The sequence below is a fragment of the Neisseria sp. WLZKY-1 genome (assembly GCF_046546535.1).
GTDB lineage: Bacteria > Pseudomonadota > Gammaproteobacteria > Burkholderiales > Neisseriaceae > Neisseria.
Genome location: NZ_JBKGTW010000055.1, coordinates 1 through 12,266 on the forward strand (window position 1 = coordinate 1; position 12,266 = coordinate 12,266).

12 protein-coding genes are annotated in these 12,266 nt (G+C 56.5%); 9 read left to right on the forward strand and 3 right to left on the reverse strand.

Annotated features, from left to right (window positions below; all coding sequences use genetic code 11):
- Window positions 1-376: 376 nt before the first annotated feature.
- Together gnd and lpxC are read right to left on the reverse strand one after the other, a co-directional pair.
- Window positions 377-1,825, reverse strand: coding sequence for a decarboxylating NADP(+)-dependent phosphogluconate dehydrogenase (gene gnd, locus ACLD9W_RS10825; RefSeq protein ID WP_410842026.1), 1,449 nt, complete (start codon window positions 1,823-1,825; stop codon window positions 377-379).
- A 448-nt stretch (window positions 1,826-2,273) separates the two neighbouring features.
- Window positions 2,274-3,194, reverse strand: a complete 921-nt coding sequence (lpxC, locus tag ACLD9W_RS10830; protein WP_410842027.1) for a UDP-3-O-acyl-N-acetylglucosamine deacetylase — start codon at window positions 3,192-3,194, stop codon at window positions 2,274-2,276.
- A gap of 505 nt (window positions 3,195-3,699) precedes the next feature.
- Between lpxC and ACLD9W_RS10835 the strand changes: the two genes are divergently transcribed.
- Window positions 3,700-4,116, forward strand: a complete 417-nt coding sequence (locus ACLD9W_RS10835; protein ID WP_410842028.1) for a hypothetical protein — start codon at window positions 3,700-3,702, stop codon at window positions 4,114-4,116.
- A 106-nt stretch (window positions 4,117-4,222) separates the two neighbouring features.
- Window positions 4,223-4,951, forward strand: coding sequence for a bifunctional 2-polyprenyl-6-hydroxyphenol methylase/3-demethylubiquinol 3-O-methyltransferase UbiG (gene ubiG / locus ACLD9W_RS10840; protein ID WP_410842029.1), 729 nt, complete (start codon window positions 4,223-4,225; stop codon window positions 4,949-4,951).
- Between the two features lie 38 nt (window positions 4,952-4,989).
- Here ubiG and tsaA read toward each other — a convergent pair whose 3' ends face one another.
- The gene (gene tsaA / locus ACLD9W_RS10845) at window positions 4,990-5,658 is read right to left on the reverse strand and encodes a tRNA (N6-threonylcarbamoyladenosine(37)-N6)-methyltransferase TrmO (RefSeq protein WP_410842030.1); all 669 of its coding nucleotides are present in this window, start codon (window positions 5,656-5,658) and stop codon (window positions 4,990-4,992) included.
- A 99-nt stretch (window positions 5,659-5,757) separates the two neighbouring features.
- Between tsaA and ACLD9W_RS10850 the strand changes: the two genes are divergently transcribed.
- From ACLD9W_RS10850 to gltX, 7 genes are all read left to right on the forward strand, one after another.
- A complete protein-coding gene (locus tag ACLD9W_RS10850) occupies window positions 5,758-6,396 on the forward strand; it encodes an isochorismatase family protein (RefSeq protein WP_410842031.1) in 639 nt (212 codons plus the stop codon).
- Window positions 6,397-6,463: 67 nt separating this feature from the next.
- Complete coding sequence (waaC, locus tag ACLD9W_RS10855; RefSeq protein WP_410842032.1) at window positions 6,464-7,453, forward strand: lipopolysaccharide heptosyltransferase I; 990 nt, start codon at window positions 6,464-6,466, stop codon at window positions 7,451-7,453.
- A complete protein-coding gene (locus tag ACLD9W_RS10860; RefSeq protein WP_410842033.1) occupies window positions 7,450-8,196 on the forward strand; it encodes an electron transfer flavoprotein subunit beta/FixA family protein in 747 nt (248 codons plus the stop codon). The genes waaC and ACLD9W_RS10860 overlap by 4 nt, the downstream gene beginning before the upstream one ends.
- 11 nt (window positions 8,197-8,207) lie before the next feature.
- Window positions 8,208-9,140, forward strand: a complete 933-nt coding sequence (locus tag ACLD9W_RS10865; RefSeq protein WP_410842034.1) for an electron transfer flavoprotein subunit alpha/FixB family protein — start codon at window positions 8,208-8,210, stop codon at window positions 9,138-9,140.
- A 125-nt stretch (window positions 9,141-9,265) separates the two neighbouring features.
- Window positions 9,266-9,895: an IMPACT family protein gene (locus ACLD9W_RS10870; RefSeq protein ID WP_410842035.1), complete on the forward strand. Its 630-nt coding sequence runs from the start codon at window positions 9,266-9,268 to the stop codon at window positions 9,893-9,895.
- Window positions 9,888-10,436, forward strand: a complete 549-nt coding sequence (locus ACLD9W_RS10875; protein WP_410842036.1) for a methylated-DNA--[protein]-cysteine S-methyltransferase — start codon at window positions 9,888-9,890, stop codon at window positions 10,434-10,436. The genes ACLD9W_RS10870 and ACLD9W_RS10875 overlap by 8 nt, the downstream gene beginning before the upstream one ends.
- Window positions 10,437-10,541: 105 nt before the next feature.
- Window positions 10,542-11,936, forward strand: coding sequence for a glutamate--tRNA ligase (gltX, locus tag ACLD9W_RS10880; protein WP_410842037.1), 1,395 nt, complete (start codon window positions 10,542-10,544; stop codon window positions 11,934-11,936).
- Window positions 11,937-12,266: the final 330 nt, after the last annotated feature.

A 12,266-nucleotide genomic window follows, 5' to 3' on the forward strand; every position in this document is an offset into this window, starting at 1 on the left:
AGCTCAATCAGTTTGTTTTGTTTGTACTGACTCAGACGACTTTTTCTCATAAGGAAAATTCTAACTTAAACGGAATCTCCTGAGTTATCTAGGACAGCCCCAAGTATTTTTTATTGGCAAACATTTGAATAAATGTTTTATGAAGATGTTCTATATAGAACTCTATTTGGTGATGCCGAAAGATTTCTGCCTGAGCGTGTTCTAGTTGTTTTTGGATGTGTTTTTTATGTTTTTCTAGCCGTTTTTTGTATTGCTCTTCTTACGGGGCGCTGCGCGGGGTGCCGCCGGTTTTATTGATAAAACGGGCAAAAGGCCGTCTGAAAAGAGTTTCAGACGGCCTCTGTTTATTAAAACTGCGCTTTCAGACGGCCTTGTTTTACACGTCGTAAGTGGTAGACGCGGTGTCGCCGCCGCTGCCTGTCCAGTTGGTGTGGAAAAACTCGCCGCGCGGGCGGTCGGTGCGCTCGTAGGTGTGGGCGCCGAAATAATCGCGCTGCGCCTGCAACAGGTTGGCGGGCAGGCGCGCGGTGGTGTAGCCGTCGAGGAAGGTGAGGGCGGCGGCGGTGCAGGGCATGGGCAGGCCGCTTTCGATGGCTTTGGCGGCGACTTTGCGCCAAGCGGGCAGGGCGTTTTGCAGGATGGCGCGGAAGTAGGGGTCGCTGCCGAGGAAGATTAAATCGGGATCGGCGCGGTAGGCGTCGCGGATGTTGCCCAAAAACGCGCTGCGGATGATGCAGCCTTCGCGCCACAGGAGGGCGGTGTTGCCGTAATCGAGGTTCCAGCCGTGGGTTTCGCCCGCTTCGCGGATAAGCATGAAGCCTTGGGCGTAGGAGATGATTTTGGAGGCGAGCAGGGCGAGACGCAGGGCTTCGAGCCATTCGCTGCGGCTGCCGTCGATTTTCTGCACGCTGCGGCCGAAAAGGGCGGCGGCGGTTTCGCGCTGGCCTTTGACGGCGGAGACGCAGCGGGCGAAAACGGCTTCGGTAATCAGGGTGAGGGGGATGCCGAGGTCGAGGGCGTTGATGCCCGTCCATTTGCCGGTGCCTTTTTGGCCGGCGGTGTCGAGGATTTTGTCGATCAGGGGCAGGCCGTCGCTGTCTTGGTGGCCGAGGATGTCGGCGGTGATTTCAATCAGGTAGCTGTTGAGTTCGCTTTGGTTCCAGGCGGCGAAGGTCTGCTGCATTTCGGCGGCGCTCATGCCCAGGCCGTCTTTCATGAATTGGTAGGCTTCGCAGATGAGCTGCATATCGCCGTATTCGATGCCGTTGTGCACCATTTTGACGAAGTGTCCGGCACCGTCGTTGCCGACCCAGTCGCAGCAGGGTTCTCCTTCGGGCGTTTTGGCAGCGATGGCCTGCAAAATGGGTTTGACGTGCGGCCAGGCGGCTTTGTTGCCGCCGGGCATGACGGAAGGGCCGTGGCGTGCGCCTTCTTCGCCGCCGGAAACGCCGGTGCCGATAAAGAGGATGCCTTTTTCGGCCAGATCGTGCGTGCGGCGGGTGGTGTCGGGGTAATTTGCGTTGCCGCCGTCGATGATGATGTCGCCTGCGTCGAGGTGGGGCAGCAGTTGGGCGATAAAGTCGTCAACAACTTGTCCGGCGCGTACCATCAGCATGATTTTTCGTGGTTTTTCCAGTTTTCCAACCAAGTCTTCGATGCTGTATGCGCCGATGATTGCGGTGTTTTTCGCCGCGCCGTTGAGGAAGTCGTCCACTTTGGACACGGTGCGGTTGTAGGCCACGACTTTGTAGCCTTTGTCATTCATGTTGAGGATGAGGTTCTGACCCATAACGGCCAAGCCGATGACGCCTATGTCGCCTTTCATTCGATGCCCTTCGGAGGTTGAGTTGGAAAACGGCCGCCACTTTACCCGAATGGCGGCGCAAGCGCCAATTTCCAGTGCTGCGGGAAAAATATATAGTGAACCAACACGGAAAGATACAAGGCAGCAAAGCCGCAGACAGTACAAGTAGTACGGCAAGGCGCAGCAACGCCGTAGATTTTCGTGTTGGTTCGCTATAGAAGCCGCTTTATTAAAATACGGTTTATAAAATGATATTTTTGATGAAGGGCTGACGGTTGTGTGGATAACTCTGTTTTTCTTATCGGAAACAAGGTTTCAGGCCGTCTGAAAAGCTGCGGACAGATGTTTTTCTCTCTGTGGACGGCAGGGGATGCTTTTCAGACGGCCTGAGATTGCGGTGGACAAATGCGGCGTTTCCCACCGCGTTTTCACTTTGTTGAAACTTTGTTTTCAGACGGCGGGAAATGTTTTACGGCTCTTGTCCGTCAACACGGAAAAAGGCGGGCGGCAGGCCGGTGTTGTCGGGAAATTCCGCCCATTCGTAGGCGCTTTCGTCGGCAAACAGGGCACGCAGCAGGGCGTTGTTGACGGCATGGCCGGATTTGTAGCCCTCGAACGCGCCGATGATGGGATGGCCGGCGATGTAGAGGTCGCCGATGGCATCGAGGATTTTGTGGCGGACGAATTCGTCGGGATAGCGCAGGCCTTCGGGATTGAGCACGTCGGTGTCGTCGATCACGATGGCGTTGGACAGGTTGCCGCCGAGGCCGAGGCCGTGCGAGCGCATCATTTCCACTTCGTGCATAAAGCCGAAGGTGCGGGCGCGGGCGATTTCGTCGATATAGGACTGGCCGGCGAAATCGATTTCAAAAGTGGGGGCGCTGCGGTTGAAGACGGGATGGTCAAACTCGATGGTGAGGCTGACTTTGAATCCGTTGTAAGGCGTGAAGGCCACGCGCTTGCCTTCGGTTTCGACGGCAACAGGTTTGACGATTTTCAAAAAACGCTTCTGCGCTTTCTGATCGACGATGCCCGCATCCTGCAAAAGATAAATGAAGGGTAGGCTGGAGCCGTCCATAATCGGGATTTCCGGCGCGTCCAGCTCAATCAGGACATTGTCGATACCGTAGGCCGCCAGCGCCGACATGATGTGTTCTATCGTGCCGATGCGCACGCCGTTTTCGGTGACGACGGTGGACGACAGGCGGGTGTCGTTGACGAGGTAGGGCGTGAGTTTGACGGCTTCGCCCTGTTCGCCCGGCAGGTCGCTGCGGCGGAACATAATGCCCTTGTTTTCCGCGGCAGGGTGCAGGGTGAGCGTCACGCGTTCGCCCGAATGCAGGCCGACGCCGGTGGCGCTGACGGATTTGGCCAGGGTTCTCTGAAACATGGTTTTGTCCTTTCGAAAAGCCGCCGCATGATACGGCAAAGCGCTCTTTGCGGCAGCAGCGGCATTAATAAATTTTCGCAATCTTTTCAGACGGCCTTTTTAGAGACGGAAAAAGAAGCGGCAGGCAGTGGATAAAGAAAAACTGTCCACAAAACAGAAAGGCCGTTTGAAAAACATCCACATTTTTCCCAAAACACGAAGATGCGTTTTACGCAGGTTTTTATCTGCCGATAAATATTGAAAGAAAAAGGAAAAACCGGTTTATCCACAAAAGAGGCGGCGCATCATCCAAATCATCTTTTTATATATTTAATTTTTTGGTTTGCGGTTTGGTCTGAACCGCCTTTTCAGACGGCCTGACCCGTTTGAGGCCGTCTGAAAAGGCAAAAGCAATGAAACCCTGTCTGCCAAACGGCAAAAAACAGGCTTTCAGACGGCCTGAATCCGATATAATCCGCGCCTGTTGCCGCGTCTGCGGCTTTGTTTTCCGGGATTGGAGAGAATCATGAAAAAAACGCTTTTGGCCGCGCTTTTATCCGCCGCCGCCGCTTTGTCCTGCGCCGCAGACAACAGCCGCATCGGCCGTTTGGAAGCGGAAATCGCCGCCATGAAACAGCGCATCGCCGAATTAGAACAGCAGGTCGGCATATCCGCCCGCCCCGCAGCACCCGCCGGAGAACAGACAAACGGTTCTGCCCCGCCCAGATTGGTGGCGCCGACCGCCGCCGATTTTTCAAACGGCAAGGCGCAACTCGTCAATGTGGTTTACGAATGTGGCATTTATGTCAACGGCCAGCGCTACGAAGCGCGCAACCGTGTTAAAGCGGCAGCGATGGCAGCGGCAAAACAGTCCTGCCGTGAAGAGGAAAGCAATGCGCTTTCGTGCAGCGAATCGAATATTTTGTGTACCGAGTGGAAATAAGTTGAAGGCATAAAGGCCGTCTGAAAAGGTTTCAGACGGCCTTTTTCCGTCCGCCTCAGGCAGTTTCGGCTAAAATACGCCGCATTGTTTTTTAGTGGAGAAGAGCATGAATCAGGACGCGCAAAAGCCGAACGTGGATCACGGCGAAATCGACAAATTCAGCCGTTTGGCGGAAAAATGGTGGGACAGCGAAGGCGAGTTCAAGCCGCTGCACGACATCAATCCCATCCGCCTCGACTATATCGACGGCTTCGCCAATCTGGCGGGAAAAAAGGTGCTGGACGTGGGTTGCGGCGGCGGCATTTTGAGCGAGAGCATCGCCAAACGCGGCGCGGCCGAAGTGCTAGGCATCGATTTGGCGGAAAAATCGCTGGAAACCGCGCATTACCACGCTCAGGCGCAGCAGTTGGACAATTTGTCCTACCGCTGCGTCAGTGTCGAAGATTTGGCAGCGGAAACGCCACACGCCTACGATGTAGTGACCTGCATGGAAATGATGGAGCACGTTCCCGATCCCGCTTCGGTGATCCGCGCCTGTGCCAAGCTGGCCAAGCCTGACGGAATGGTGTTTTTCTCCACCATCAACCGCAACGCGAAATCTTATCTGCACGCGATTTTGGGGGCGGAATACATTTTGAACATCGTGCCCAAAGGCACGCACGACTGGCAAAAGTTCATCACGCCCGCCGAGCTGGCGCGGATGTGCCGCCAGGCCGGGTTGGATGTGGCCGACAGCAGGGGTTTGGGTTACAACCCGCTATTGCAGCGTTATTTTTTAAGCGATAAGGTGGATGTGAACTATATGGTTGCCTGCCGCCCGGTTGCGGCTGCTTGAACTGTTTGAGCATGACGGAGGCCGTCTGAAACCTGTTTTCAGACGGCCTCTGCCGACAGAATCACCGCCGTGCGCCCGTTTATGCGGAATTTCACCGCCAGCCCGGCGATTTCCATTACATAAATCCGTTCGGGAATGTCTTGGTAGGCGGGGCGCGGGTCTTGGGCGACGGATTGTGCGATTAGGCGTTTGAGGCCGTCTGAAAGCCCCACTGCGCCGGTTTGCCAAACCACGTCGAGCAGCGGCGGCGCTTCGCCGGCAAAACCGGATGCCGCGTCGGGTTTGGCTTCGACAAAGGGGATGTAGGGTTTGATGTCCACCACCGGCGTGCCGTCGAGCAAGTCCGCGCCGCTGCAACGGATGCTGACGCCGTTTGTGCAGTCGATGCCTTCCAGTTTCAGCAGCGACAGGCCGAGATGGTTCGGACGGTGCGGGCTGCGAGTGGCGAATACGCCCATTTTCCGTTTGCCGCCCAAGCGCGGCGGCCGTACCAGCGGCGACCAGCCCTCGTCCAACACACCGTGAAAAATAAAATGCAGCCAGATATAGCCGAAAGTTTCCAAGCCGCGCACCGAGTCCGCACCGAAACGAGGCTCTAAAACAATGCGGACTTCCGCCGCCGGAACCAGCCCCGGCTGGCGGGCAATGCCGAATTTCTGCGTATAGGGGGAAACGACGCGGCCTATGGTTTCGATGGTGTGGCGCATTGTGGATAACTGTGTTGAAAAGTTGTGCGGATTGTAGCACGGGGCAGGGGCGGTTTTGCTATAATGCCGCCCTGTTTGTAAACGTTAAGGCGGGACGCCATGATTATTTCGATAGACGTCGATGCGCAGAAAACCTTTACCCCGCTTTGTCCGGCGGAGCTTCCTGTCGCAGGCGGCGACGCCATCGCAGCGGAATTGAACGCACAGGCGGCCTTGGCGGATCTGCGGGTAATGACCAAAGACGCACACAGCCCGCAGGCAAAATGGCTTGTGGATAATCCTGTGGATATGTTGCAGCCGACCGGTTTGAAAAACGCGGATTTGACTTGGGTTGCCCACGCCGTAATCGGCAGCGAAGGTTACGCCCTGCTCGACGGTCTGCCCGCTTTGAACGGCTACGATTTCTGCGTATGGAAGGGCGTCGATCCCGAGCTGCACCCCTACGGCGCGTGTTATCACGACATCGAAGAACGGTTGAGCACCGGCCTGATCGAATGGCTGCATGCGCAAAATGCCCGTTTTGTTTTGGTGGGCGGACTAGCCACCGACTACTGCGTCAAACATACCGTGCTGCAACTCTGCCGTGGCGGAGACTGGCAGGTTATCGTCAACGAAGCAGCCTGCCGCGGCATTGCCGAAGAAACCGTCGCACAGGCGCGGCAGGAAATGCAGGCTGCGGGCGCATTGCTGCTGGCAGATGCTGAAAAAATAAAACAATATTTAAAATCAAATAAATAACTGTGTTTCACGTGAAACATTCAATACAAAACGCGCGAACCGTTCCCCAATTTCTTTTTATAAAGCCATGAAAGCCTTACTGGTGCGCCTGTCGAGCATGGGCGATTTGATACACACCCTGCCCGCCGTTAGCGATTTGGCACGCGTGCGCCCCGATGTCGAGCTGCATTGGCTTTGTGAGGAAGGATTTGCCGATATTGCCCGCCTGCATCCCTTTGTACGCAAAGTCCACATTTTGAGCTGGCGGCGGTGGCGTAAAGAATTGGCAAAACGGGCGACTTGGCAGGCGATAGGCCGTCTGAAAAGTAGTTTGCGGCAGGAGCGGTTTGATTTTGTATTAGACAGCCAGGGTTTGTTGAAAAGCGCCCTGCCTGCGAGAATGGCGGGCGTTCCGGTTAAAGGTTTGGATAAGCGCAGTGCGCGCGAGGGTTTGGCGGCATTTTTTTATACGCAGACTTTTTTCGTGCAAAAAGGGCAGGATGCCGTATTGCGCAACCGCTTGTTGTTTGCCCAAGCCTTCGCTTATGAGATGCCGTCTGAAATGTCTTTCGGCGCGCTTGTACCGGAAAATATCCGTTTGTCGAATCCGAACCATCCTTATTGCGTTGTCCTTCATGCCACCAGCCGCGACAGCAAATTATGGCGGCAGGGAAACTGGCGCGAACTGATGACGAAGCTGCACGAATCGGGCGGTTATACCGTTTATCTGCCGTGGGGCAATGCGCAGGAATTAGCGCGGGCGCAGGAATTGGCCGACGGCCTGCCTTATGTCCGAGTGTGTGAAAAAATGAATTTATTGCAGGCGGCCGCACTACTCGACGGTGCGCAATGCGTGGCGGGTGTGGATACCGGCCTGCTGCATTTGGCCAACGCGTTGGACAAGCCTCTGGTCGGCATTTATACCGACACCGACCCGCAGAAAACCGGTGTCCAGCAGTCGGCCAAAGCGCGCAATATCGGCGGCGTCGGCCAAATGCCGGAGACAGAAGAAGTTTATCGTTTATTGTTGGAATGTATGGCGGCGCAGCAGACAGGCTGCCAGGGAGAGGAAAAATGAAAGCATTGGTTGCGGTAAAACGGGTGGTGGACTACAACGTCAAAGTCCGTGTGAAAAGCGACGGATCGGATGTGGACATCGATAATGTGAAAATGTCGATGAACCCGTTTGACGAAATCGCCGTGGAAGAAGCCGTCCGCCTGAAAGAAGCGGGCAAAATCGGCGAAATTGTCGCCGTGTCGCTGGGCGGCAAAAAATGCGAAGAGACCCTGCGCACCGCTTTGGCAATGGGCGCCGACCGCGCTGTCCATGTTGAAACCGAAGCCGCTTTGGAGCCGCTGGCGGTGGCGAAACTGCTGAAAGCGGTGGCGGACAAAGAGCAGCCGCAAATCCTGCTGCTGGGCAAACAGGCCATCGACGACGATGCCAACCAAACCGCGCAAATGCTTGCCGCGCTGCTGAACGCGCCGCAGGGTACGTTTGCCGGAAAAGTGCTTATCGAGGGCAACGAAGCCCTTGTTACCCGCGAAATCGACGGTGGTTCGGAAACCATTGCTTTGAAACTGCCCGCCGTTATCAGTGCCGACCTACGCCTGAACGAGCCGCGCTACGTCAAACTGCCGCAGATTATGCAGGCCAAGAAAAAACCGCTGGAAAAAACCACGCCGGAAGAATTGGGCGTGTCCACCGCTTTGCGTTTGCAGGCCGTGCGCTATGCCGAGCCGAAAGCGCGGCAGGTAGGCGAAAAAGTCGGCAGCGTTGCCGAATTGGTGGAAAAACTGAAAGCCGCCAAAGCGGTTTGAGGAGGATAAAGATGAACGTTTTAGTGATTGCCGAACACGACGGCCAAACCCTAAATCCCGCCACGCTGCACGCCGTTACCGCCGCCGCCAAACTCGGCGAAGTGCATCTGCTGGTTGCCGGCAGCGGCGTGGAAAACATTGCCGTGCAGGCCGCACGGCTCGATGGCGTGAACAAAGTGCTGACCGCCGATGCGCCGCATTACGCCGACGGCTTGGCCGAAGAACTGGCGCCGCTGGCCGTATCGCTGGCTGCGGGATACCGCTACCTCACCGCCGCTGCCGACGCCTTCGGTAAAAACCTGATGCCGCGCATCGCCGCGTTGCTCGATTGTCCGCAGGTTTCCGACTTGGTAGAAATCGTCGACGCCGATACCTTCGTCCGCCCGATTTATGCGGGTAACGCGCTGGTAACCTTAAAATGCACAGAAGCCAAATTAGTGCTGACCTTCCGCGCTACTGCCTTTGAAGCCGCAGGCAGCGGTGGCAACGCGCAAATTGCCGCAGTGCCTGCCACACCCGCGCAAAACCTGAGCCGTTTTATTGGCCGCGAACTGCCGCAGCTGGAACGCCCCGAGCTGACGCAGGCCAAGGTTGTGGTGTCCGGCGGCAAGGGCTTGGGCAGCAAGGAAAACTTTGATGCGCTGATTCTGCCGCTGGCCGACACCTTGGGCGCGGCCGTCGGCGCATCACGTGCGGCGGTGGATGCCGAATACGCGCCCAACGATTATCAGGTGGGGCAGACCGGCAAAGTCGTCGCGCCGGAGCTTTACATTGCCGTCGGCATTTCCGGCGCAATCCAACACGTTGCCGGTATGCAGGACAGCAAAATTGTGGTTGCCGTCAATAAAGACCCTGAAGCAGCGATTTTCAATGTCGCCGATTACGGCATCGTCGGCGATTTGTTTGAAATCGTCCCCGAACTGACCGCCGCGCTGAAAGCCTGATTTATCCGCATATCCGGCATTTCGAGGCCGTCTGAAAACGTTTTCCGGCTTTCAGACGGCCTCTCGGATTGTTGGCAGGCTTATTCCGGCAACAATCCGTCCGCTTTATAAGGCCGTCTGAAACCATGTCTCCCGCCACCTATCACACCCTTGCCGCACCCGTCGAAGCCGAGTTCAAAGACAAAGGCAGCCGCTTCATCGCCTATGCCTATCCCGTGCGCAGCGCGGAAGATGTGAAAAACCATGTCGAACGGCAGCGGCAGGCGCACCACAAAGCGCGGCATTGGTGCTATGCCTACCGCTTGGGTACGGACGGCCTGCAATTTCGTGCCAACGACGACGGCGAACCGTCGGGCAGTGCCGGCCGACCGATACTCGGCCAAATCGACTCCTTTGCCGTAACCGACACGCTGATTATCGTCGTGCGCTATTTCGGCGGCACCCTGCTCGGCGTGCCCGGCCTGATTCATGCCTACAAAACCGCGGCCGCCGAAGCCCTGAAAGCGGCGGAGGTTATTGAAAAAAATATTGAAAAAACTGTTTTTCTGCGCTGCGGCTACCCGCATTTGAACGACGCCGTACGCATCGCCAAACAACATCAGGCCGAAATCGTCGCGCAGGATTTGCAGCTCGACTGCCGCCTCACCGTGCGCGTGCCGTTGGCGGCCTATGAAAGCTGCTTGGCCGCTTGGCGGCAAACGCGGCAGATGGAAATCGACACCGACGGACAAAGCGGAGAACAAGAAAATGGCTGAAACCGATTACGCCGCACACGGCATCACGCTCAACCGCGTGGAAATCGACACGCCGCTGGGCGAAATGGCTGCCGTCTTTTCGCCGCATGGCCTGTGCCTGCTCGAATTCGCCGACCAAAAAACGCTGGACAGGGAATTGCGCGCCCTAAACGCACATTACCGCCCGTCCGCTATTACTGCCGTAGAAAACGAAGCCGCAACCGCCTTGCGCCGCCAGTTGGACGAATATTTCGCCGGTTCGCGGCAGCAGTTTGACCTGCCGCTTGATTTGGTTGGCACGCCGTTTCAAAAACAGGTTTGGCACATCCTGCTCGACATTCCCTACGGCCAAACCCGCAGCTACAAAGCGCAGGCGGAAATCTTCGGCAATGCAAAAGCCGTCCGCGCCGTTGCCGCCGCCAACGGCGCCAACAAAATTTCCATTATCGTTCCCTGCCATCGCGTCATCGGCAGCAGCGGCAGGCTCACCGGCTACGCGGGCGGCCTGCCGCGCAAGCAGGCACTGCTGAACTTGGAAAGCGGCAACGCATCCTTATTTTGAGGCCGTCTGAAAAGCCGTTTTTGCCTTTCAGACGGCCTCCATGCGGTATTCCGAGCTAAAAGGCCGTCTGAAACACCCAATCCATTCCCCATCATCGGAGACATCATGACCGTCAAAACCCGTTTTGCCCCCAGCCCCACCGGCTATTTGCACATCGGCGGCGTACGCACCGCCCTGTTTTCATGGGCGTTTGCCCGCCACCACAAAGGCGAATTTCTACTGCGCATCGAAGACACCGACCTCGCCCGCTCCACCGCCGAATCCGTCAACATCATTCTCGACGGCATGAACTGGGTCGGCCTCAACTACGACAACGCCGATAACGTCGTGTACCAAACCCGCCGTTTCGACCGCTACAAAGAAGTCATCGCCCAGCTGCTCGAACAAGGCTGCGCCTACCACTGCTATTGCAGCAAAGAAGAACTCGAAGCCATGCGCGAAAAAGCCGAAAAAAAAGGCACGGCCACTTACGACCGCCGCTGGCGGCCGGAAGAAGGCAAAGTATTGCCGCCGATACCCGAAGGCCGCGAGCCTGTTGTGCGCTTCAAAATGCCGCTGGAGGGCGCAACCCATTGGCGCGACTTGGTCAAAGGCGACATCACCATTCCCAACGAAGCGCTCGACGACCTCATCATCGCCCGCGCCGACGGCACGCCCACTTACAACTTCTGCGTGGTGGTGGACGACTTCGACATGGGCATCACCCATGTGATACGCGGCGACGACCACGTCAACAACACGCCCAAGCAAATCAACATCTTAAAAGCCGTCGGCGCCACGCTGCCCGAATACGGCCACCTGCCGATGATACTCAACGAACAAGGCCGCAAAATCTCCAAACGCAGCGGCGACACCGTAGCGATTACCGAGTTTGACGCCATGGGCATCCTGCCCGAAGCCATGCTCAACTACCTCGCGCGGCTCGGTTGGGCGCACGGCGACGACGAATTTTTCACCATGCAGCAGTTTGTCGAATGGTTTGACCTGAAAGACGTATCCGCTTCGCCCAGCCGCATGGATTTGAAAAAACTCTACTGGATCAACGGCGAACACATCAAAATCACGCCCAACGGCAAACTGGCCGCGCTTTTGAAAGAGCGTTTGGCCATACGCGGCATCGCCGACACCGCCGCGCCGAATCTGGAAGACGTACTCGCCCTCGTCAAAGACCGCGCCCAAGATTTGAACACGCTCGCCGACGAATGCCTCTACTTCTACCAAAAACAAACGCCTGCCGAAGCAGACGTACAAAAACACTGGGACGAAGAAGCCCCCGCCCGTATGCTGCGCTTTGCCGAACGCCTCGAAGCACTCGACGACTGGACGGCCGAATCCATCCACGCCCTGTTCAAACCCTTCTGCGACGAAGAAGGCATCAAAATGGGCAAACTCGGCATGCCGCTGCGTCTTGCCGTGTGCGGCACGGCCAAAACCCCGTCGGTTGATGCCGTGCTGGCACTCATCGGCAAAGAAGAAGTATTGCGCCGCATCCGCGCATGATGCAGAGCAAAGGCCGTCTGAAATCCGAATTTGGGTTTCAGACGGCCTTTCGTGTCGTAAGTAGGGTGTGTTGCTCTGCAACGCATGCGGTTTCCAATGCTTAGGTACAGCGTCGGCTAACGTTTATAAAGAGCAGTTTCAACAGAGTGAAAACCGCTAATCTGCAAATACAAAAAGGTCGTCTGAAAACCAAATTTCGAGTTTCAGATGGCCTTTTCGCGTCGTAAGTAGCAACTGTGTTCCCCCACCCCGTCGGGCAGGGTAACCAAACTCGGTGATTACGCGCACTGCGGTGCGGGTTGTTGTTCGCTTTGCTGTTCTGATTTCGTC

Excerpts from the sequence above, each read along its gene's own strand:
- ACLD9W_RS10875 (WP_410842036.1), top strand. The coding sequence starts at position 9,888 with ATGGCTGAAACCGATTACGCCGCACACGGCATCACGCTCAACCGCGTG.
- ACLD9W_RS10850 (WP_410842031.1), top strand. The coding sequence starts at position 5,758 with ATGATTATTTCGATAGACGTCGATGCGCAGAAAACCTTTACCCCGCTT.
- waaC (WP_410842032.1), top strand. The coding sequence starts at position 6,464 with ATGAAAGCCTTACTGGTGCGCCTGTCGAGCATGGGCGATTTGATACAC.
- ACLD9W_RS10865 (WP_410842034.1), top strand. The coding sequence starts at position 8,208 with ATGAACGTTTTAGTGATTGCCGAACACGACGGCCAAACCCTAAATCCC.
- ACLD9W_RS10860 (WP_410842033.1), top strand. The coding sequence starts at position 7,450 with ATGAAAGCATTGGTTGCGGTAAAACGGGTGGTGGACTACAACGTCAAA.
- gnd (WP_410842026.1), bottom strand. The coding sequence starts at position 1,825 with ATGAAAGGCGACATAGGCGTCATCGGCTTGGCCGTTATGGGTCAGAAC.
- lpxC (WP_410842027.1), bottom strand. The coding sequence starts at position 3,194 with ATGTTTCAGAGAACCCTGGCCAAATCCGTCAGCGCCACCGGCGTCGGC.
- gltX (WP_410842037.1), top strand. The coding sequence starts at position 10,542 with ATGACCGTCAAAACCCGTTTTGCCCCCAGCCCCACCGGCTATTTGCAC.
- ACLD9W_RS10870 (WP_410842035.1), top strand. The coding sequence starts at position 9,266 with ATGTCTCCCGCCACCTATCACACCCTTGCCGCACCCGTCGAAGCCGAG.
- tsaA (WP_410842030.1), bottom strand. The coding sequence starts at position 5,658 with ATGCGCCACACCATCGAAACCATAGGCCGCGTCGTTTCCCCCTATACG.
- ubiG (WP_410842029.1), top strand. The coding sequence starts at position 4,223 with ATGAATCAGGACGCGCAAAAGCCGAACGTGGATCACGGCGAAATCGAC.
- ACLD9W_RS10835 (WP_410842028.1), top strand. The coding sequence starts at position 3,700 with ATGAAAAAAACGCTTTTGGCCGCGCTTTTATCCGCCGCCGCCGCTTTG.